Below are 23,724 nucleotides of genomic sequence, written 5' to 3'. Positions count from 1 at the left end.
TTATTGGCTTCAACTGGGGGGTTGCTTCTTCTCTTTCTAAGTTGTGGGATTTCCATTTCCGATAACCCCGAAAAACAATGGGTAGGTACCTGGACTACCGCTCCACAACTTGTAGAACCCAGAAATATGCCTCCTGAACCAGGTTTAAGTAATAACACCCTGCGGCAGATAGTCCGGGTTTCTATAGGAGGGGATAGCCTTAGAATAAGTTTTTCAAATGAATTTAGTTCCAGCCCCACCGTAATGCGTAATGTACAAATAGCCGCTTCAAAAGGAGGTGACTCTATAGACGTCTCAACCGCTAAAACTTTAAAGTTTAATGGAAAAACCCAAGTGGAAATAAAACCTAATAAAGGCATAACTTCAGATCCCATAGCCTTTAATCTAAAGGAGAGAGGAGACCTGGCAATAACCATTCATATTGGCAATGTACCCGAAGATATTACCGGCCATCCGGGATCACGTACTACTTCATATATTATTCAAGGCAATAAAATTAATGCTCCATCTTTTTCCGAAGCAATAAAAACAGATCACTGGTACCTGATTAGCGGGATAGATGTTAAAGCACCTGATTCTGCAGCTGCCGTGGCTATTATTGGAAATTCCATTACAGACGGAAGAGGTTCGGGAACAAATAAACAAAACCGTTGGCCCGATGTATTGTCCGAACGATTATTACAAAAGGAAGACAACAGGCATATTGGGGTTTTAAACCAGGGAATTGGAGGAAATGCAGTACTCAAAGGAGGATTAGGGCCTACAGCATTAAAAAGGTTTAACCGTGATATTCTTGGACAAAGTGGAGTACGTTGGTTAATAATCATGGAAGGCGTTAACGATCTTGGAGCAACAAAAGACAGTGCCGCAGCATTTGAAGTTGCTGAAGATTTGATTGCCGCTTACAATGAAATGATAAACAAGGCTCATGAAAAAGACATTAAAGTATATGGTGGAACCATTACTCCCATAAAAAAGTCTTTTTACTACACCGATTTCCGGGAGGCAGCACGAGAAAAAATTAATAACTGGATCAGGACCAGTGGCAAATTTGATGCGGTAATTGATTTTGATAAGGCGATAAGGAACCCTGAAGATACTTTAGTAATGTTACCTGAAGCGCAGTCTGGAGATTATCTGCATCCTAACGAAAGGGGATACAAAATGATGGGTGAGGCTATAGATTTGTCCCTTTTTGAGTAAGAGCCTAAAGATTTGTTCAGAATTTATGAATTTTGAATTAGTTAGTTTGTTTTTGAGCCGCCTTCTTTTTCCGAGGGCGGTTTTTTTGTGCCTCAAAATTTGTTGTTCAGTATCTTAACTTCATGCCAGTTATTAAAGACAATGATTTACTAATTTAATATATTGGTATGCCTCAATAATGAAAGGATAATAAAAATACCTGGCTATAATACGATCAGAAATAATGAAACAGAAAAAGATTTGAAGGATAGAATAAAACATTTCGTGCTTATTAGTGTCTTGTTTTCTTTAGCTATTCTCCCGGCATTTTCGCAGAACAAATCATTGGCTGAATATCATTTTGAGACACTAAAGAACATTCCCACGCAGCGGGCTGTGGCCAGTATTTCACAGGATAGCCAGGGTTTTATCTGGATGGGAACCAATGGATTGGGCCTTTACAAATATAATGGCATCGATTATACATCCTATCCATTTGTTGAAGGGGATAGTACCAGTTTAAGTAATTCCCTAATTCACATCACATATCTGGACAAGCAAAATAGATTATGGATTGGAACCGAAACAGGTATAGACCTCTACAACAGAAATCAGGATAACTTCACCCACATTAGGCTTGAGGGAAAAACGGAAACCAGCAGTATTTCGGTTCACGCTATTCTTGAGGACAAGAATGGAAATATCCTTGTAGGAACACACCAATCTGGCCTGTACAAAATTGACGCTTCCACTATGTCTGTTTCTAAAGTGCGGACTTCCGGAATTAGTGAAATAAGGAATTTCCTAATAAACAGCATCACCCTCTTTGATGGCCTTATTTTAATTGGGACAAAAGACGGATTATTTCAATATGATGATGAAGATGAAATAATGGCTCCGCTGTATTTTACAACTTCAACAGGAAAGCAGAAAATAGCTGCCCATATTCAAACAATGGAAGTTGACCAAAGAGGAACCGTATGGATAGGTACTACCACAAAAGGAATATATAAGATTGATGGTAATGAAAATGGCAGGTACGTAATTAAACATTTTCCTGTAACCTCTAAAAGAGTCCTGTCCTTACTGGATACTCCGCGTAACACCATTCTCTGCGGGACAGAAAATGAAGGAATGTTTGAATTAAATAGGAAGGGGGAGATTGTAAACCATTACCTCAATAAAAAATTTGATGAAAGCGGCATTAAATCCAATTCGGTTTGGTCTTTATTTCTTGATAAACAGGAAAGGATTTGGATTGGATATTATAATAATGGCGTTGGGGTTTACGATAGGTTATACGATAAATTTGCAGATATAAAGAGCAAGCCGAATTATCCTAATTCTTTACAGTCCAGCTCTGTGACAGGTATAATTAAAGATGAAAAAGAAAGGTTATGGATTGGAATGGATGGCGGGGGCGTAGATGTTTATGATCCAAAAAGTGGCATTTTCACGCATCTGCTAAATAACAGCAATCACATTGCGAACGGATTGGACTCTCCGGATGTCCAGACCCTTTTTAAGGATAGCAAAGGGAATATTTGGGTAGGAACATGGGACTATGGGATTTATTATTTGGAAAAAGGATCAGATTCTTTTATAAATTACTCTGTCCAGAATACCCATGGAGAAATAGCTACAAACCGGATACTAAGTTTTTCTGAAGATTCCCATGGCACAATATGGATAGGTACTTTTTCCCGGGGCATCCATTCCTTTAATCCTGAAACAGGAAAATTCAGGAAGTATGACCAGGCACCCTTTATCACCAAAAGGATAAGTTATAGTGATGTTAGAAGGGTTTATGTGGATAGTGAAGACCGTATATGGATAGGGGGAAATGAAGGATTATTCAGGCTAAAAACTGATGATGGGAAATTTGATCTTGAGACGATGTCTTCCAGATTTTATGAGAATGGCAACAAAGCTTACCACAGCCTGGTATTGGATATTTACGAAGATTCCTCAAAAAATATCTGGATAGGCACCGATGGATCCGGCCTCTGCAGGTATGATATGAAAAAAGATACCTTTTTCTGGCTGAAGCCGAATACCGGCTTTAATAAGGTCACTGTATCATCTATCATTCAGGACGATGGTGGTTCTATTTGGGCTGCCGGCAATAATGGCTTAACCAAAATTGATAAAAATAAAAACTCCCTTAAAAATTATTCTATTCGCGATGGTTTACTAAGTGATGATTTTAATAATAACGCGGCATATAAAGACGCTAATGGGACGCTTTATTTTGGTTCTTATGAAGGTATAAATTATTTTGACCCTGAGGATCTAACAATTAATAAAAATACTTCACCCGTTTATTTAACAGATCTGAAGATTTTTAATCAATCTGTTCCTCCGGCCAAAGAAAACTCTCCTCTGGAAAAAGTTATTTCCCAAACCGATAAATTACGTCTTAAAAACAGCCAATCGGTTTTCACTATAGACTACGCAGCAATAGATTTTACCCGGCCGGAAAAAATTCAATTTGCTTATTACCTGGATGGATTTGAAGACCACTGGAACTATGTGCAAAATGCCAGAAGCGCTACTTATACAAATCTGCCGGCAGGCAATTATACCTTTAAAGTAAAAGCCACAAACAGCGACGGCGTTTGGAAAGAGGAGCCCACTACTTTAAAAATAGAAGTCTTGCCGCCATGGTGGTTCACCAAAATCGCCATTGTATTTTATATAATAAGTTTTCTTACAATAGGTTATTTTATATACCGCTTTATTGACGCCCGGGTAAAAAATAAGCGTTTAATAGAACAGGAGCGGGCGAGACACCAGCAGGAAGAAGCCCTCAACAATAAAAAGATCCAGTTTTTCACCAATATATCTCATGAATTCCGTACTCCGTTAACCCTAATTATGAGTCCGCTAGAAGATATTATGGAAGAACGGAAGTTTCCTGCAAAACTAAAAGGTAAACTAAAGACCATCCATAAAAATACAGCAAGATTAAAAAGGTTAATTGATGAGTTGATGGATTTTAGAAAACTTCAGTTAGACACTATTCCTTTGAGTATAAAATCCTTTAGCATCCATGAACTTTTATCTGAAATCACCGGATATTTTAAAGAAGAAGCCGAGCAGCGGAATATCGCATTATCGCTGGAAATAGATAAAAATATCGATTTTGTATGGGCTGATAGAAACAAACTGGAGAAAATACTTTTCAATATTCTCTCCAACGCTTTTAAAAGCACCACCAATAATGGAATTATAACCCTGGCAGTAGCAAGGAAAGAAGAACATTATTTTAAAAATTCCATTTCAGGCTCTCCACAGGAAGCACTTGAAATTAGTATTGAAGATACCGGTAAGGGAATACATGCCGACGAGCTTTCGAAAATTTTTGACAGGTTTTACCAAATTAAAGAACGAAATGAGCAGTATTACGGCGGCACGGGAATTGGCCTGGAAGTGGTGCGCAGTTTTGTAGACCTTCATAAAGGGGATATAGAAGTGGAAAGTGAAATTGGCGTGGGGACAAAATTCAGGATTCTTCTTCCTCTGGATAAAAATCAATATGATTCTTTAGATATTGAAAATATACCGGCGGTTAAAGTTCCGCAGAAAATAGAAAGGCCACAGATTCCCGAATTGGAAGCTGGTGAGCATAATAAAAGAACTTTATTGGTGGTAGAAGACAACCTTGAATTAAGGCTATATATTACCCAGGAATTAAAAGATGATTATAAAATTGTAGTTGCTGAAAATGGACTGGAAGGCTTGGAACAGGCAAAGAAATATATGCCCGACGCTGTGATTACCGATGTTATTATGCCTGTTATGGACGGACATGAATTCTGCTTAAAGCTAAAGAAGGATTTAAAGACAAGCCATATTCCTGTGCTAATGCTTACAGCCAAAGCAATGGCAGATGATTGGGTGGAAGGCCTTGAAGCAGGGGCAGATGTTTACCTGAGCAAGCCCTTTGAAATGAAAATAATGCGTTCCCAGTTAAAACAACTTATTTTTAACAGGGAACTTCTTTTTTCTAAGTACGTGGAAGGGTTTAATAAAGCTGAAATAGAACCCAATGCCACTTCTATGGACCAGCAATTTATTTTGGAAATAATAAGGTACACTAAAAATAATATTAGAGAAACCAATTTGAATGTAGAGAAACTTTCAGATGAATTTAACCTTAGCAGAAGCCAGCTCTATAGAAAGATAAAGGCCTTAACCGGCCTTACAGCAAATGAGCTTATTAGAAAAATAAGACTTGAACGCGCTAAAGAACTACTTGAGGAAATGGAAAATCCGTCAATTAGCGAGGTAAGCTATAATGTAGGATTTTCTTCCCCCTCCTATTTCTCCAAATGCTTTAAAGCCCATTTTGGGGTGCTTCCTAAAGAAGTTAAAGATGAATAACCCTTTTCTGCAAAATCGTTTTAAAGCAGTAAATTCATTAGCAAACCATAGGTATCCTATCACTCACAATAATTTGGTTTATAAATTCTAAAAATCCCAATCCAGTTTAACCGCATAAAAAAACCGGGTATAAAAACCCGGCTTTTTATTTTTACTAAGTTGAAACTGACTAATTCCTACAAATCCTAGTATTCTAATTCACCTGTAAAATCTTCACTTACATCCCGGCCGGCAAGGCCATCGGCTACTCCTTTGTACGCATGTTTACGCTCATAATTGGCATCCCACAGGTTAGGAGATTCATCTGTTAACCAATATTCGTGTTCATCTGCGTTATCAGAAACATTCCAGATTGTTATTCCATATTGCTGGGCAGAAGGAATATATTCGTTATAAGAATCTATAATAAACTGGTACATATCTGCCTGTTCTGCCAGCTGGTCTGCTGTAGGCGAAGCCGTTCCCAGCCTAACATCAAGTTCAGAAATCTTAATTATTTTTCCTGTACCTGCCAGCTTTTGAAACATACTAGTGATATTTTCCCTACTGGTACTCAAAGAAACATGCATTTGGGTTCCAATACCATCAACAGTAGCGCCCTGGCTTTCTATATATTGAACATAATCAATTAATCCGTCAAGCTTGGCAGGACTGGACTCCAGGTTATAATCATTGATAAAAAGAATATCATCGGGATTGCCATACTGCCGTGCTAAATTGAATGCAGTTACCGCATAATCCTTTCCAAGGTATTTCACCCAATAGAAATCATCACTGGCTGCATCTGTAACATTACCATCACGCAGGGTACCACCTTCTCTCATAGGCTCATTTACCACGTCCCATGCAGACACTTCATCTTTATAATGAGTAACCATGCTGGAAATCCAATCTTCCATGGCAGCGCCAATGAGCTCAGCCTTTTCTTCCTCGGGCATTTCAATTATAACCGGGCCTGTTCCCGTGGCCACTTCGCCAGAAGTTAGCACAACATCATCGATATAAAATGTAGTTGCGGTTTGTCCAAAATCAAACACAAGGGCATTATTACCTGCCGTAGGTGTTACGGTCCTTGTGATTTGACTCCATGTTGTTCCTATTTCAATAGGTCCTGAATATTGAGCAGAACCACCTTGAATTTGAACCTGAATGGTAGCCGGTGTGTCCGCCTTGACATAAAAAGAATATGTATATTCAGTTCCTTCTTCCAAGGGTTCATCTAAAGTAAAAACCTGTTGTGCTTCGTATAACTGGGCTTCAACAGGATTTGTTAGCACCATTGCATAACCGCTATCTCCATAGCCTTCTCCCTCAGCAGAAACAGCTCTTGAAGATCCATTCCCCCAACCGTTCCAGCTATCGAGATTACCTCCTTCAAAATCTCCATTGGTAATAAGATTCACAGTTTCCGCCTCTGCGTCTAAATCTACCACACTAATATTATCCACATCAATATAGTAGGTTACATCCGGCACATATCCCAGGTCAAAAGCCATACTAAAGGTATCTCCTGAAAAATCATTAACAGTGAACTTTACCTGTTGCCATTGAGAAGTTGTCTCGAAAGCTTCTGTTTGACCTGCTCCATTACTGTACCAGTCTTTCCAGGGGTAATTATTTTCCAGTCCGCTAAATGAAATACGTCCTTTCCCAGGCTGATCTGATTTAATATAAAAGGAAACTTCATATTCGTGGCCATTTACCACAGGGATCTCGGGAGTTGCAAGTTGTAAATCATAAGCATTTGAGGAACCTGAGCCCGCTATTAGCTGAATTGCCTGAGAGTTTTCCCCCAAACCTGCATCCTCAACTATTGTAATACCTGCCCCGGGATTGTTCTTTGCCCAACCGGTAAAGCTTGCGTCCTGCAAGCCTGATAAATCCAGTGCATTGGCACCACTTGAACCTGGTATTACCGTTGGCGCAATTAAACTGTTTAGATAACTGGCATTTTGGTTAGCATGCCAAACAAGAGTGTGACCATAAACACTCAATCCGGCCGCATTGGTTTGTGCAATAAAATCGTCTATGGGATCAAAATTAATCTCTCCCTGTGCATTTACCATTGCGCCATGCTTCATCGCATAACCTACAGTAACCTCATCAAAGTTTTCATTTACGATATTCCTGTAAGTTTCGTCATTCATGTAAAGGTCCAGGATGATACCGGCACCAAGGGTATAATCTGAATAACTCTTTAAGGCATCATACCTTTCTATTTTTTCTTCAAGTTCCAATGGCAGCTCCGCCGTGGTTATCCTGTCTTGCTCATCCCTTTCTTCCCATTCCATGACTTCTTCCTGGCAGGATGTAAAGAGCATGGACGAAAGAACAGATATGAATATTAAATTTTTGTATTTCATTTTCTATTATTTTTTAAGTTTATTCAGGAAAGTCGGTTACCGTTGGAGTTTCTAAGGAAACTATCCTCCAGTTATCGGTATAGACCTGTACTGATGTTTCTGAAGAAGGAAATTCAACATCGCTACTGTATTCCGGAATATCACTCAGGTTAAAATCGGAATTTTCGAAGAAGATCCCGAAGTTCTTATAAGTAGCAGACTCCCGGTACTGCAGAACATCTTCAAAAGTATAATCTTCACCGTCATTAAATAAATAAAAATCTGTAAAAGGGATGGTTACTGTTTGCCAGCCTTCTGTTTCAAATGGTTCCACTTCTCCATCTACAATCCATGGCACATAATTATATACTCCACCGGTCCATTCGCCACCGTTGAAGTTGTTTATCAGCAAAATTTTAAGGTATCCGCTGCCTTCCCATGGTTCAGGCACATAAATATCAAATTGAAAAGCTACTTCATCCAGCGGGGTATCAGCCGGGATAAATGGTGTAAATTGTGAACGCCAGCTTTCGTTACCGGAAGTAAACACTTCTGCCACACGGTTTTTACCAGCACCAAAAGAAGCAATGGTATCATTACGAAGCGGCACATAATTTCCATGGGAAACATTGCCCATTCCAAGTGGCTCTGATTCCAACTGGCTCTGGCGGATGGTGTTGCCAAATTCCCCTAGCTCTCCCATCCCGTCAAAATTAAGGATAACACCTCTTTCCACGTTGAAAAAAGCAGGCGAATAAGCAGCCCCGTTTGCTGTTTCCACATAAAGCGATCCTCCGTCTTCAGAAACTCCTTCCGGAACAGTTACCGTGAAAAATTCACCCTCTTCTTCATCATAAGTGATGCCTTCAGTAACCTCCACATCACCTGGAAAAACCACTCTGCTTACCTCTATCAAACCTGTACCATATACCGTAATTTCTTCTCCAGGGTTAGGCAGGGTATTAGAAATCTTTGTAATACTTGGCGCCGAAGAGCGGATTTCAAAATCAATAATGGTTTCAGAATTGTCTTTTACCAAGCGAATAGTATTGCGCACATCTTCTTCAGCCTCTATTGTTGGAGTATCTGCAGAAACACGAATCAGCATGGAATTATCAGAAACATATACCGGGTTAAAGGATGTTTGGAACCCATTGATATAAGCTCTCCTCACTCCTGTAAAGCCAGAACCTTCAAGGCGCAAAAGCTGGCCCAGCCTGGCAAAATCCACCTCCCTGTCCGGAACATCAGAATTTACATCTTCCAGATATACAGCATCTATAGTAATCTCGCCTCCGGAAGCCCCATCATCATCATTGGAACAAGAGGTAAATAGCAAGGCCATTAATATTATCCCCAGAAAGGAGAAACAAATCCTGTTACTTTTATTTAAAATTTTTTGCTTCATCTTATTTTTAAATTTTGTTCGTTATCAACTTTTACTGGAATAATTCATCCGTCAGTCGTTCTTCTGTAAACTCATATGGCACAGGTTCTTCCCTTAGCAATGGATTTTGAACCACTTCAGATTCAGGATAAGGCAGAATAAAAATACTGCCGTCTGCATCGCCAACCGCACGTGTGGTAACATCGCGTGTGTCATCAACAGAAACCGTATTGGTTTCAGCATCGTATGTAAAAGGAGTTATTACAGCTCTTTCCTGGTTATCTATATACTGTATTACTTCCTGCTGTTCGTAATATGCGCGTCTCACCAGGTCATACCAAAACTGACCTTCCATAGCAAGCTCTACCCTTCTCTCATGAAAAATATCGTCAAAAGTAAGACTCGTCTTTGGTTCCAGGCCAGCCCTTTCACGCAAAGCGTTTACATACATTAAAGCTGTGGCATCACTCGTGGAAGCATTATTGCCCAAAACCGCTTCAGCATAATTTAAATATACTTCACCCAGGCGAAGCATATAGGTATTTAAGCCGGAATTCATCCTTGAAATATCCGGATTATCTTTATTAGAACCCACCACACCTTTCTTCACATTTACATAAGTATTTTCATGCTCAACAAGATAACCTCCATTAGCCTGGCTTATTTCAGGATAGAAATCACCGTCTGCCATCCAGGTAGCTTTACGTCTTACATCGTTTTGTTCATATTCCTGGAGAACGTCATAAGATGCTCTTGTGTAATATCCCCATGCCGCATCATCTCCTGTTATTTCTGAACCAAGCGCAAAATAAGCCTGGTGTGGATTAGTAACACCATATTCTCCGTTTGGCACCCATTGCAGGGCGAACATAGATTCTGAATTGTTATTACTTTCCACCATGAACAAATCGGCATAATCGTCCATTAAGGAATAGGGGCCTTCAGTAATAGCTTTTTCTGCGGCCATTTTAGCCAAATTCAGAAGCCCTGCATCTCTTGTACCGCTATTGGGATTGTCGCTAACTCCGGAGTAGGATAGATAAACTCTGGACAACATGCCGTAAGCACTATATTTTGTCACACGACCTGCCTGGCCTGCCTGCTCTGGTAAATACATGGCGGCATACTCCAGGTCGCGGATGGCAAATTCAAAAACATCATTCCTGGGGCTTTTATTAATAATAGGATTATTAATAATTTCAGCCTGGCTTGTTGTGATAATAGCATCTCCCCACAATGAGGCGATATACCAGTATGCGGTACCACGCATAAAACGGGCTTCAGCTATATACTGGGTTTTTAATTCTTCAGCTACACTGCTTCCTCTAATAGCTTCAATAGTATTGTTGGACTGCTGAATAACAATGTAAAATGATCTCCATGCTTCTACCAGCGGGCCTGTTAAACCTGTTTCTGTTAAATCGCTGAAAGGATAAACATAGTCAGAAAACGGTGCATATAAGTTGTAAGAACGGCCATCCCCTAGCCCAAAATAGAATTTGTCATTAAACGAGAACCATACCCTGTTGTAAAGAGGTGCCGTTGCCGCCCTGAAATCTGCTTCAGAATTGAAAAAATTTTCTTTAACGATCACATCGTTTGGCGCTACTTCAAGATCATCGCTACAGCTGTAAGAACTAACGAATATCGTTGCTAATAGAAGCTTTAAAAATAATTTATTTGTACTCATAATAATCTTTTTTTAAAAATTGACATTTAAGCCTACAATTATAATACGAGGCGAAGGATAACGACCATTGTCTATTCCCGTTAAAAGCGCATCCTGGTTGATTGATCCCACTTCAGGATCAAATCCTGAATATTCAGTAAACGTATATACATTCTGCATGTTGGTGTATAACTTCAGGTTAAGAAGCCCCAATCGCTCTACCCAGTCGCGTGGGAAATTATATCCGAAGGAAATGTTCTGGATTCGCAGATAAGAGCCATCTTCCAGGAACCTGTCGCTATACCTAAAGTTGGATGTTGATGCTGCTGATGAGGCAGCAATACGTGGCATATGAGGATCTCCACCTACAATTTGCACATTTCGATAATCATTCGGGCCTTCAGGATCTATTAGCCCCAGCTCGGCATAACCAAGGGCCGTGCTCAACAAATTAGTGTTTTCACGAGGATTTTCCAGAAAACGCCTCTGGTAGTTTACCACTTCGTTTCCATAAGATCCCGAAAGCTGCACATTTAAATCGAAACCTTTATAACTAAAGGTATTGCCAATCCCGTAAGTAAAATCGGGTAAAGGGTTTCCTATATAATCCCTGTCCTGATCATTAATAACCCCGTCTTCATTGATATCCTTAAAAATATAATCTCCAATCCATACTCCATTTTCTCCAATTTCCAAACCTTCCGGTAAAGCGGTAGGCACTACTTCTCCATCCTCATTTCTATAGTAGAAATCTGTAGCATCTTCAAAACGTCCAATTACTTTATAACCATAAAACTGGCCTATAGGTTTGCCCACAGCTGTTCTGGTAACAATAGTCACATCTGAGCCCTGTTGTAAGGTCCTGTTTATAATTCCATTTTCTGTGGCCAGGTCCAGCACTTTATTCCTGTTAAGGGTGAAAACCAGGTTTGTTCTCCAGGAGAAATCTCCCTTATCAACATTAACCGTATTAAGAGTTAGTTCAAGACCTTTATTTTCAAGAGAACCGATGTTTACATAAGGAGCAGAAGCAGCACCTATACCTGTAGTCCCCGAGTAGTCGGGATATGGAGCCAGCAACAATAAGTCTTCCGTTTTTTTATAGTAAGCATCAGCAATAAATTCAATTCGGTTGTTAAACATATTAAGGTCTAAGCCTATATTGCTGGAATAGGTGGTCTCCCACTGCAAGTCTGGATTTGCCGTATTTGAAGCTAACAAACCTGTACCAAAAGGTGTTGCCGAACCAGAGTAAACAGAGAAATAAGCGTTGTTGGGCACGAACTGGTTTCCAACAGCCCCATAACCAAGACGAAGCTTAAGGTTATTGATAACCTCGCTATTTTTCAGGAAGTCTTCGTTGGAAACCCTCCAGGCAAATGCTGCAGACGGGAACCATCCCCAGCGATTTTCACTTGAAAATTTTGAAGAACCATCGTACCGTAAAGTTGCCGTAAGCAAATATTTATCCTGAAAGGAGTAAAAGGCCCGTGAAAAAAGTGAACTTAAGGCCGTTCTATTGCTGCCACTGGAATTTCGTGCAGTTAAATCATCACCTAAACCTAGATCTGTAGCCCCATTGGTTAAATAGCCCGACTTATAGCCGTACAGGCTTTCATAAAGCGTTTCCTGGTATTCCTGGCCCAACATAGCATTTATGCTATGCTCACCAAATGTGCGTTCGTAAGTAAGAACATTTCTAAAGTTATAATATTTGTTGTAGGATTTTGTCCTGCTACCTTCCCTAACATTATTTACGATGGCCCCAAACTCGTAAGAAGGATTAAAGGTATAGTTGTTTGATACGCCGTAGTCTATAGAATATTCGGACCTCAACTTTAAGCCTTCAAGGAATTCTATTTCAGCATAAGCATTGGCCCTAATCCCCGCACTTTCATTGTCGTTATCACGTATGCTAGCCAAACCTACCGGGTTGGTTTGTGTAAATTCGTCTGTAACTGGGCCATCAAAAGTACCTTCAGAATTTCGCACGGCCACATTTGGCGTTTGTCTTAATGCGGTTAAAATCAAAGACTGATCAGAAAATGTGGTGGTTTGCTTTATATTATTGAAGGCGAAATTTATACCTGCCTTTAAATAATCTTTTAACTGCGAATCAAAAACCCCTCGTAGGTTAAGGCGGCTAAAGGAAGAACCCAGCGCGATTCCCTCCTGGTCTAAATACCCACCGCTCATGGAGTAGGTAGTTTTATCGTTACCTCCCGAAATTGAAAGATTATGGCTTTGCATCATAGCCCGGGTAAACATCTCGTCCTGCCAGTTTGTTCCCTCACCCAGGAGGTCTGTGCGAATAAACTCCGGATCCTGCTGAACAATATCCAGATCGGCACGGGTATTTTTAAGAATGGCGTACTCCTGAAGGTTCAACAGGTCTAATTGCTTTGGTATTTCCTGGTATCCCACATAGCTGTTAAGGTTTATTGTGGCTTCCCCGTTTTTACCGCGCTTGGTGGTAATAAGGATAACCCCGTTAGATGCCCTGGAGCCGTAAATAGCAGTAGCTGAAGCACCCTTTAGGATGTCTACGGAAACAATATCAGATGGGTTAACAGATGCAAAAGCATTCTGCCCTCCCTGGCCCGTCTGGCTTTCCACAATAACCCCGTCTATAACGAAAATTGGCTCGTTAGATCCAGTAATGGAACTAATCCCCCTTATACGGATAGAAGAGCTGGCGCCAGGCGCACCACTGTTTTGCTGTATCTGCACCCCTGCGGCACGTCCCTGCAGTACCTGGTCCAGGGTGGTAGGTATGGATTCTTCGATTGCATCTTCTGCAACAGAAACCACCGCCCCGGTAAGGTCTTTCCGTTTCATGGTACCGTAACCTACTACAACCACCTCGTCCAGTGATGAAACATCTGTTTCTAATGTGGTATTAATCTGGCTTTGGCCATTCACTGGTACTTCCTTAGTCTGAAAACCCACAAAGCTGAAAACAAGTACTCCATCAGCAGGAACATTATTAATGGTATAGTTTCCATCAAAATCGGTAACCACTCCGTTAGAAGTTCCTTTTAACATAACTGTTACTCCAGGTACAGGACCATTTTCATCTGTCACGGTGCCCGTAACTGTACTTTGTGCGAATGCGGTGAAACTAATGAGGCTCATAAGAACAAAACAGAAAAGGCTTCGAATCTTAGGGCTTAATTCATTAAGTAAATGATTTGTCATTGTCGAATTAATTTGATAGCGAGTTAAAATATTTTTTAATAATTGAATCAGGATTTTGTTTGCATGATCTGCTAAATTGATAAAGCGAATAATGTAATTTATGTCACGAAATCGATTGATTAATAAAATATAGTTAAGGAATCTTAAATGTTACTAAACAAATATATCAGCCTAACCTCAATTGGAATACCACATATGTTGCAACTCTACATAAATTTTGAAGCATTCCCTTTATAACAGGGCCTTTCAGGCTCATTTTGCGGGAAATCTGCTCCGGAAGTTTCACGGGAAATTAATTTGTAACTTTTACGTAAAATTTCAGCTTCAAAACCTGAAATATCTTATGATAAATACCCAAAATTTGGGGTCTGATATCCTGGAATTTCCCTCATTTCAATTAAAGTAGCACCTATATGTAGTGTTGAGCGAAATTTTATTGGCCTACGGGAATTAGAACAACAAAACCCAGCCCAGACATAAGATATCTTGAGATGGTATAAAGACTAACTGTAACATCCAAAAAATATATTTTTTCCAAGTAATTGTATAAAGAGGCTGCTAAATGCAGCCTCTTTTCCTTTATACTTTATAACTGCAGATAAAAAGCAGATTACTAATTAATAAGAATTAGCAATGATTTGCTCATAGAGTTCCTGCTGACCGCTTATTTGTTTTGGTTCACCATTTTCACGGGCAATTTTGCTAAGGTCTTCAAGAGAAAGTTCCCCGCTCTCATATTTGGCGCCATTGCCACTATCAAAAGAAGCGTATCTTTCCTTACGCAGCTTTCTGTAATCCGAATTTTCCAGGATTTCACTTGCACAAATTAATCCACGGGCAAAAACATCCATTCCGGCAACATGCGCAATAAATTTATCTTTCAGGTCGGTCGAATTACGTCGTACTTTCGCATCGAAATTAATTCCACCACCCTGGATTCCTCCTCCTTCAAGAATTACCAGCATCGCCTGGGTGATCTCATAGAGATTGATAGGGAATTGATCGGTATCCCAGCCGTTTTGGTAATCACCGCGGTTGGCATCTATACTTCCTAACATCCCCGCATCTACAGCCACCTGTAACTCATGCTGAAATGTATGACCCGCCAAAGTTGCGTGGTTTACTTCCAGGTTCAGTTTAAAATCATCCTGAAGCTCGTATTTGTTGATAAATGCCAAAGAAGTAGCAGCATCGTAATCGTACTGATGTTTCGTTGGCTCCATAGGCTTAGGCTCTATAAAGAAGGTACCTTTAAAGCCCTGTTTACGTGCATAATCTTTACAGGTATGCAGGAATTTTGCTAAATGATCCTGCTCTCTTTTCATATCGGTATTCAGCAAACTCATATAGCCTTCTCTACCACCCCAGAATACATAATTTTCACCATTTAGCGCAATGGTTGCATCCAAAGCAATTTTTGCCTGCCCTCCGGCATAAGCGAGCACATCGAAATTTGGATTGGTGGCTGCACCATTCATGAAACGTGGATTACTGAACAAATTGGAAGTTCCCCAAAGAAGTTTAATTCCTGTCTCCTGTTGCTTTTGCTTAGCGTACTCCACCATAGTTTGTACACGCTTTTCAAATTCAGCAAGAGTTGGCGCTTCGTCCACCACATCCACATCATGAAAACAATAATATGGCATTCCCAGCTTTGTCATAAATTCAAAAGCGGCATCCATTTTATCCTTTGCACGGGTAATGGGATCGTCACTTTTGTCCCATTCAAAGGTTTCTGTTCCAGGGCCAAAAGGATCGGCTCCGGTATTGTTAAAGGTGTGCCAGTATGCCGTGGCAAAGCGCAAATGCTCTTTAAGGCTCTTGCCGGCCACCATTCTGTTCTCATCGTACCATTTGAATGCTAAAGGATTATCACTCTCCCGGCCTTCAAATTTGATCTCATTAACGTCTTTAAAAAATTTACTTTCCATAATCTACTCTTCTATTTTAATATGCTGTTTCCAATTTTCGTATATGTCCTGGTATTGAGCCGATAATTCTTTTTGAGGCTCCAGGCTCTCCAGGATTTCAAGATTCCCAAAAGCTTCATCCAGGTTTTTATAATAACCATAACCATAAGCTGCTCCACGGGCTGCCCCTTCTGCTCCCGATGTTTCATAAAGCTGAACGCTGGCCTGCGTGGTATTGCAGAAAATTTCCCTAAAAACGGGACTCAGGAAGAGATTTCCTTTCCCTGCACGTACCACATCGCCCGAGGTGCCTAAGGATTTCATTACATCAAAACCGTAATTCATGGCAAAAACAATTCCTTCACATGCAGAGCGGATCAAATGTGCGGGTTTATGAATATTAAAGTTCAGGTTCTCTATTCCCGAATTCACTCCTTTGTTGTTAAAAATCCGTTCCGCACCGTTTCCAAAAGGATAAAATTTTAAATCTTCACTTCCGGGGGCCACTTTAGCGGCTTCTTCATTTAAAACATCATAAGAAAGGAGTTCCTTTCGGCCCAGGGAAATAGTTTTCCTGAGCCATTGGTATAAAATTCCGGATCCATTAATAATTCCCAGAATTCCGTTACGTTTCTGATCCTCATTATTATTTACATGCAAAAAGGTATTTATACGGCTTTGCTCGTCATAAATATCCTTATCGGTCACCGCGTAAATCACTGCCGAAGTGCCAGCCGTGGTGGCTATTTCCCCCGGATTTAGAACATTAAGGGATAAAGCGTTGTTTGGCTGATCTCCTGCCCTGTAGGCAATGAAAGCTTCGGGATTTAGGCCTAATTCTGAAGCAACCTCAGCATTCACCTTTGCCTGCTTTGCAAAACTGGGCACTATTTCGGGAATTAAATCTTCAGAAAGTTCCATCTTTTCTAAAACTTCCGTAGCCAGTTTTCCATTTGGAAAATCCCATAAGGCAGCTTCAGATAAACCTGAAGCAGTAGTTTGCGCAATACCCGAAAGTTTCGCGGCAATAAAATCTCCCGGCAACATCATGTATTTTGCCTTCTTATAGATCTCCGGCTCGTTTTCTTTTACCCATTTTAATTTGGAAGCCGTAAAATTGCCCGGGCTTCCAAGGATCTGTTTTTGACTATTTTCCCGGCCAATTGCTTTGTAAGCTTCGTTTCCTATTGCTACCGCACGACTATCACACCAAATTATAGAAGGCCTTAAAGGCTTGAGATTTTCATCGGTAAGCACCAGCCCGTGCATTTGGTAAGCGATGCCAATTGCCTGTATTTTCTTAAGATCTACCTGGTGCTTGTTCTTTATTTTGCCCAGGCCATTTTTTACATAGTCCCACCATAATTCAGGGTCCTGCTCTGCCCAGCCGAATTTGGGGGCAATCATTTCCATTTCGGCTTCGGGAACGGTCACTGCACAAATTTCTTTTCCCTTTTCAGCATCTAAAACCGAAAGTTTTATGGAAGAGCTTCCTAAATCTATTCCTAAGAAGTACATAATTTATTTTTTTTCAATTCTTATAATTTATCTTTTGGCCCCCATAAAAGTTCCATTTCTTCAAGGGTCTTTCCTTTAGTTTCAGGTACAAATTTCCAGATGAAAAGTCCGGAGAGCACCGCCATAATTCCGTAGATCCAGTAAGAGAATCCATGGTTAAATGTTTCCACCAAAGCTTCATTATTGTTCATCATAGGGAAGGTCCAGGATACCAAAAGGTTTGCAAGCCATTGTACTGCCACGGCCACAGCCATAACGCCCTTTATCTTATTCGGAAAAATTTCAGAAAGCAATACCCAGGTTACAGGGCCCCAGGACATAGCGAATGCAGCAATATAGAGCAGCATCCAAAGCAAGGCGAAGATTCCTTCAGACTGAAGGTAAAGCACTACACCAAGCCCGATCATACTCACAGCCATCACCGCGCTTCCTATGAGCATTAATTTTTTTCTTCCGAAGTTATCCACGGTAAAAATAGCGAGGACGGTAAAAAGCATATTTATAGCCCCCACTATAATGGTCTGGAGCATGGAAGCATCGGTCTCCATTCCCATTCCTTTAAAAATTTCAGGAGCATAATAAAGCACCACGTTAATCCCCACAAATTGCTGGAAAACCGAAAGCAGAATACCTATTACTATTATTCCCCACCCAAAGGTGAGCCAATGGGCCCGCGTCTTACTGAAGGACGCTTTTATTTCCTGGAGGATTTGCGAGGCTTTTTCAGGACCGTTTAGTTTGGTCAACACCTTCACCGCATCTTCTTCATTCCCTTTCATCGTCTGAAAACGTGGAGTTTTGGGCACCACCAGTAAAAACAGAAAGAACAGTACCGCTGGGATACCTTCAGATAAAAACATATAACGCCAGCCTGTTAGGTTAATCCAGTCTTCCGTCTGGCCGCTCACTATAAAATAATTCACGAAATAAACCACCAGCATCCCTGTAACGATTGCGAACTGGTTAAAGGAAACCAATTTTCCCCGGATATTGGCAGGTGCCATTTCAGCAATATAAAGCGGTGCCAGCATACTCGCCAGGCCAACGCCTATTCCACCAATTATCCGGTAAATTATAAAGGAAGTTAAAGTATTGGCCTGGAAGATATTCATCGGTTCCGGATAGGCAGAACCACAGGCAGAAATCAGGAACAAAATGGCCGCCAGAATAAGGCCATTTCTACGGCCAATAGAGTTTGCCGCCTTGTCCCCCATAGATGCGCCAATTATACAGCCAACCAAAGCACTGCTAATCATAAACCCAAGAATAGAGTTTTGTAAATTCTCGGTCATTACATCTGGCAGGGATAAAAACTGGAAATAATAAATAGCGCCTCCTAAAATTAGAATCCCGGCAATAATCGCATAGGCTTTGGTTCTTTTAAAAAATTTAAGAATAAATGAAGCAAATAGAATCCCTACAGCAAGTATACATAAGCTGATAATGACTTTAAACTGAAAAATAGTACTCGCCGAGAGAACTGCATCATCCTGAAGGGAGGTAATAAAATAATTTTCAAGTGCGCCAACCGCTCCGGAAATAACTGCGGTATCATAACCAAATAGCAAGCCTCCCAGACTCGCAACTATTGTTATGAGGTAAACACTTTTTTGACTAATTTTTGCTGTCGCCATCGTTTGCGGAAATTATGTGTAAGTTTATACCTTATGGTTTGTATGACCACAAGTTTAGATAATATTTTTTAGTTTAGCAATTTATTAAACCTTTTTATTAATATTTACTAAAATTGCCAGTTCATTCTCTTTTATATTTTAAAAATATTAGGATAGCAGAAATGAGCCTCTGAAAAGACTTATACAAGAACCCATGAAAAAAACATTAATTAACCATGAGTCGGGCGAATTGATAGAAGCCCGTGTGATGAGTTCCATCACCATAGATTGCGTAATTTTTGGCTTTGAAGCAGGTAGCCTGGAAATTTTGCTGGTAAAGCACGGCCAGGGCATCAGGAAAGGGGAATGGGGACTGCCCGGGGGCTGGATAAAAGAACAGGAGGGCCTGGATGAGGCCGCACATCGGCTGCTAAGGGAGCTTACCGGACTGGACAATATTTACCTGGAACAGCTCAAGGCTTTTGGGGAACCAGACCGGTTTCCCGTAGGAAGGGTAATTACCATTGGCTATAATGCCCTTATAAAAAGAGAAGATTATAACGTTAAAGCGGGGTTTACCGCATCTGAAGCGAAATGGTACAAAATCAATGAAATCCCTGATCTCATTTATGATCATAATGAAATCCTGGAGTACAGCCTGAAAAGATTAAGACGTAGGGTAAGAAAAGCACCAATCGGATTTAATTTGCTTCCTGAAAAATTTACTTTACTTCAACTCATGCAGCTTTATGAAGAAATATTGGGCGTGGAAATGGATAAACCCAACTTCCGCAGGAAAATTTTGCGAATGAAACTCCTGGTGGATCTAAACGAAAAACAAAAAGATGTATCCCACCGGGCGGCCAAACTTTACCGTTTTGATGATAACATTTATAAAAGACTTACCGAAAAAGGATTTAGCTTCGAATTTTGAGTGAGAATTTCTCCAATTAATGTTATTTTTACAATTATTACAGTCCCCCTTATTGTTGCATTGAATTTCTAGGTTACAACGCAATTGTTGCCGTTTCGAATCTACCTATTTTAAAGGCTTATGAATAAAATGAATTCATTATATTTGAAATTCTGCGCAACAACCAGCAAGGTCTTTGAAACCAGCAAGCGTCAATATCTTTTGTAATGAAGAAGAAAAAAAAGGAAGTAACTATTTATGACCTGGCCAGGGAGTTAAAATATTCACCTTCCACCATCTCCAGAGCTCTAAACAATCATAAGAGCATCAGCCAGAAAGCGACCAGGGAAATTCAAAAAGCTGCAAATAATATGGGGTACCGCCCAAATTCTATCGCAGCCAGCCTTCGGAATAATAAAAGTAAGACCATAGGCATAATGATAGCCAGGATTAACAGGCCCTTTATCGCTTCCTTAATTAGTGGCGTGGAAGAAGCTGCCCGAAAAGCCGGCCACAATGTACTTATTAGCCAATCCAATGACCGGTATGAGAATGAAATAAACAATGCCAAGGCACTTTATGACAGCCGAATTTGTGGTTTAATTGTTTCCCTGGGCATGGAAACAAAAGATACCCGCCATTTTCAACAATTTGCAGACCAGAATATCCCTATTGTTTTTGTAGACCGTGTCCCGGATTCATTTAATTCCTACAGGGTCATTATTGATAACTATGCGGCAGGATATCGTGCCACCAAACATCTTATAGACCAGGGTTGCAGGAGGATCGCCCATTTTGCCGGGGCGCAGCACCTTAATGTGTATAATCTTCGGAAAAAAGGTTATCTGGATGCCCTAAGGGAAAGTAAGCTGGAAATTGACGAAGATTTAATTGTGGACTTCAATACCATGAGTTCTGAAGAAGGAGAAGAAGCTACAAACCGGCTGTTAGATATGGCCAACCCACCTGATGGCTTGTTTTCCTCCAATGACACTGCCGCCGTAAGCGCCATCCTGACTGCCAAGAAAAAAGGAGTAAAAGTGCCGGATGAATTCGCCGTTATTGGTTTTAATGACGATCCCATAGCTTCCATTGTCGAACCGGCATTATCTACCGTTTCACATCCCGCCATGAAAATGGGAGAAATTTCCACCCAGCGCATCCTGGACCATTCATCAGAAAACCTCGATACCAATATTTCAGAAATTACGATGCTGGACACAGAAATTATCGTTAGAAATTCCAGTCTTAAGAAAACAGTGCAAAGCAGCCTTCTGCACACTTCATAGTCCCTGCAGGATTCAGCTATACCTGGTCTCTCACCAGGCAATTAGCACCCTCATTACCACCTGTTAGATAAGATCTAATTCAGCGTAAAAGTGGCTTCTTCAACTTCAGTCATCCCCAACTCAACATTTCTTTGGTGGGGAGTAGAACCGCCCAGATAGACTTTAAAATCTCCTTTTTCCAATACACGCTCTCCTTCCAGGTTAACCAGTTCCATCATCTCCGGAGTAATTTCAAAACTGATTTCTTCGGAAGCACCCGGCTCCAGTTTCACCCTTTTCACCCCGAATAACTGGTATTTTGGAGCATCTACTGAAGTTTCCACATCTGACACATAAAGCTGTACCACTTCTTCGGCTCCTTTCTCGCCGGTGTTGGTAACTTTAACTGAAGCCTGAAGGGAATTGCCTTTTTTCACCTTATTCTTTGACAGGTTGATACCAGAATAGTCAAAACTGGTATAGCTAAGCCCGTAGCCAAACGGGTACATTGGCGCCTCATCCATGTATTTATAAGTCCGGCCATTCATACTATAATCTTCATAAGGAGGAAGGTCATCAAGAGATTTTGGAAAAGTGATCGGTAATCTTCCCGAAGGAGAAACTTTGCCAAAAATCACATCGGCAACCGCGTTACCTCCTTCTTCGCCGGGATACCATACGAGCAACACCGCATCTGCCAATTCATGCACTTTTTCAAGATTCATTGGGCTACCGCCGGTAATTACCGCAATAACAGGATTATCGCCTGCGGCATCGCTTAATTTTTGTAAATAATCGATCTGGTTCTGCGGAATATTATAATCCAGGCGGTCACCGAAAGTTTCAGAAGCTATAGACTCGCCTTCTTCGCCTTCCAATACTCCTGAAATTCCCAAAACGGCAATAGTAGCGTCACTGTTCCCAGCGTTTGGAGAAGCCCAATCCTGTGGGTTTGCGTTGGGACGATCAAACAAGGTCCCCTGCCTGTACTGCATCTGGCTTTGTGGCTCGATAGCTCCTGCAAGTCCTTCAAGAATGGTAACTAAATCAGGGTTTATTCCATGGTAATTCCCCAGCAACACTTCTACACTTGTAGCATTAGGCCCGGTAACAAAATATTTGGAAAGATTATTCTTTAATGGAAGCGCCCCATTATTCTTCAACATTACAATTGACTTCTGCGCGGTTTTCCTGGCCAGCTGCCGGTGTTCTTCGGTATTTAAATCTTCCACAGAAAGTTTAGAATACGGGTTATCTTCAGCCGGATCAAAAAGGCCCAGCTTGAACTTGGTCTTTAGCAAAGTTGCCAGCTGTTCATCAATTTCCTCCTCGGTCACCAATCCCTGCTCTACTGCGGCGGGAAGATGCGGATAAACACTTCCGCAGTTAAGGTTCACACCACTTTTAATAGCAAGTGCGGCAGCCTCTTCAGTAGTTTCCACTACATTATGCCCTTCATAAAAATCAACTAAAGCCCAGCAATCACTCACAATATGCCCGTCAAAATTCCATTTATCACGCAAAACATCCTGGAGCAGATATTTATTGGCACAACAAGGTTCGCCGTTGGTGCTGTTGTAGGCGCACATGATGGTTTCCACATCTGCATCCACAAGGGCCTTAAAGGCGGGCAGGTAAGTTTCCCATAAATCTTTTTGGGAGGCTTCAGCATTAAATTCGTGCCTTAGTTTTTCGGGGCCGCTGTGTACTGCAAAATGTTTTGCAGCCGCAGCCGTCTTCAAGTATTTTGGATTATCTCCCTGAAGGCCGTTTACAAAAGCAGTGCCCAGGATAGAAGTGAGATAAGGATCTTCTCCATAGGTTTCCTGCCCCCTTCCCCAACGCGGGTCCCTGAAAATATTGATATTCGGCGTCCAGAAAGTAAGGCCGCTATACTGGCGGCGATAGCCATTTTCAACTGCCGTATTATGTGTAGCCCTGGCTTCGTCTGAAATTGCAGAGGCCACTTCCTTTATAAGTTCTTCATCAAAAGTCGCCCCCATCCCTATGGCCTGTGGAAAGACCGTGGCAACGCCAGACCTTCCAATCCCGTGCAAAGCTTCGTTCCACCAGTTATATTCCGGGATACCCAATCTTTCTACCGCCGGGCTGTTATGCACCATTTGCATTGCCTTCTCTTCCAGGGTCAATCGATTGATTAAATCCTGAACTCTTTCATCTACAGGCAAAGCGGGATTCCTGAAAGGATAAGCCCCGGAATTACCGGAATTTTGCGCATTGGCCTGAGCAAAAAAAACAATGCCCATAATAATGAGCAGGACTTTAGTAATTACTATTCTCATGGCTTCTATAGTATTGAAAATTATGATTTTTTGAA

At 41.0% G+C, this 23,724-nt stretch carries 12 protein-coding genes; 4 read left to right on the top strand and 8 right to left on the bottom strand.

Going from position 1 to position 23,724, the window contains the following annotated elements; genetic code table 11:
• Positions 1-3 precede the first annotated feature (3 nt).
• Entirely contained in the window at positions 4-1,203 is a 1,200-nt protein-coding gene (locus RM553_RS12055) for an SGNH/GDSL hydrolase family protein (protein WP_311535188.1), read from the top strand.
• A gap of 240 nt (positions 1,204-1,443) precedes the next feature.
• On the top strand, positions 1,444-5,568 hold the full coding sequence (locus RM553_RS12050) for a hybrid sensor histidine kinase/response regulator transcription factor (protein ID WP_311535187.1): 4,125 nt from the start codon (positions 1,444-1,446) through the stop codon (positions 5,566-5,568).
• A 185-nt stretch (positions 5,569-5,753) separates the two neighbouring features.
• Here the strand turns inward: RM553_RS12050 and RM553_RS12045 are convergent, their stop codons facing one another.
• The 7 genes from RM553_RS12045 to xylE all read right to left on the bottom strand — a co-directional run bounded on the left by RM553_RS12045 (position 5,754) and on the right by xylE (position 19,226).
• Positions 5,754-7,931 (bottom strand): endo-1,4-beta-xylanase, encoded by a 2,178-nt coding sequence (locus RM553_RS12045; protein WP_311535186.1) that lies wholly within the window; start codon positions 7,929-7,931, stop codon positions 5,754-5,756.
• A 19-nt stretch (positions 7,932-7,950) separates the two neighbouring features.
• Positions 7,951-9,318, bottom strand: a complete 1,368-nt coding sequence (locus RM553_RS12040) for a glycan-binding surface protein (protein ID WP_311535185.1) — start codon at positions 9,316-9,318, stop codon at positions 7,951-7,953.
• Between the two features lie 31 nt (positions 9,319-9,349).
• The gene (locus RM553_RS12035; protein WP_311535184.1) at positions 9,350-10,987 is read right to left on the bottom strand and encodes a RagB/SusD family nutrient uptake outer membrane protein; all 1,638 of its coding nucleotides are present in this window, start codon (positions 10,985-10,987) and stop codon (positions 9,350-9,352) included.
• Between the two features lie 12 nt (positions 10,988-10,999).
• Positions 11,000-14,164 (bottom strand): SusC/RagA family TonB-linked outer membrane protein, encoded by a 3,165-nt coding sequence (locus RM553_RS12030; protein WP_311535183.1) that lies wholly within the window; start codon positions 14,162-14,164, stop codon positions 11,000-11,002.
• A gap of 617 nt (positions 14,165-14,781) precedes the next feature.
• Positions 14,782-16,095 carry a xylose isomerase gene (gene xylA, locus RM553_RS12025; RefSeq protein ID WP_311535182.1) on the bottom strand — a complete coding sequence of 438 codons (1,314 nt, stop codon included), beginning with the start codon at positions 16,093-16,095 and terminating at the stop codon, positions 14,782-14,784.
• A 3-nt stretch (positions 16,096-16,098) separates the two neighbouring features.
• A complete protein-coding gene (locus tag RM553_RS12020; protein WP_311535181.1) occupies positions 16,099-17,592 on the bottom strand; it encodes a xylulokinase in 1,494 nt (497 codons plus the stop codon).
• A 20-nt stretch (positions 17,593-17,612) separates the two neighbouring features.
• The gene (gene xylE / locus RM553_RS12015) at positions 17,613-19,226 is read right to left on the bottom strand and encodes a D-xylose transporter XylE (protein ID WP_311535180.1); all 1,614 of its coding nucleotides are present in this window, start codon (positions 19,224-19,226) and stop codon (positions 17,613-17,615) included.
• Positions 19,227-19,419: 193 nt separating this feature from the next.
• Here xylE and RM553_RS12010 point away from each other — a divergent pair, with 193 nt between their 5' ends.
• On the top strand, positions 19,420-20,139 hold the full coding sequence (locus tag RM553_RS12010; protein WP_311535179.1) for an NUDIX hydrolase: 720 nt from the start codon (positions 19,420-19,422) through the stop codon (positions 20,137-20,139).
• A 206-nt stretch (positions 20,140-20,345) separates the two neighbouring features.
• Positions 20,346-21,407, top strand: a complete 1,062-nt coding sequence (locus tag RM553_RS12005) for a LacI family DNA-binding transcriptional regulator (RefSeq protein WP_311535178.1) — start codon at positions 20,346-20,348, stop codon at positions 21,405-21,407.
• A gap of 74 nt (positions 21,408-21,481) precedes the next feature.
• On the opposite strand, the gene RM553_RS12000 is transcribed toward RM553_RS12005, so the two are convergent.
• Complete coding sequence (locus RM553_RS12000) at positions 21,482-23,689, bottom strand: glycoside hydrolase family 3 N-terminal domain-containing protein (protein ID WP_311535177.1); 2,208 nt, start codon at positions 23,687-23,689, stop codon at positions 21,482-21,484.
• Positions 23,690-23,724 lie beyond the last annotated feature (35 nt).

The sequence above is a fragment of the Autumnicola tepida genome (assembly GCF_031846485.1).
Lineage (GTDB): Bacteria > Bacteroidota > Bacteroidia > Flavobacteriales > Flavobacteriaceae > Autumnicola > Autumnicola tepida.
The sequence above is the reverse complement of the archived record's forward strand: the minus strand, read 5'-3'. Positions and strand labels throughout refer to the sequence as shown.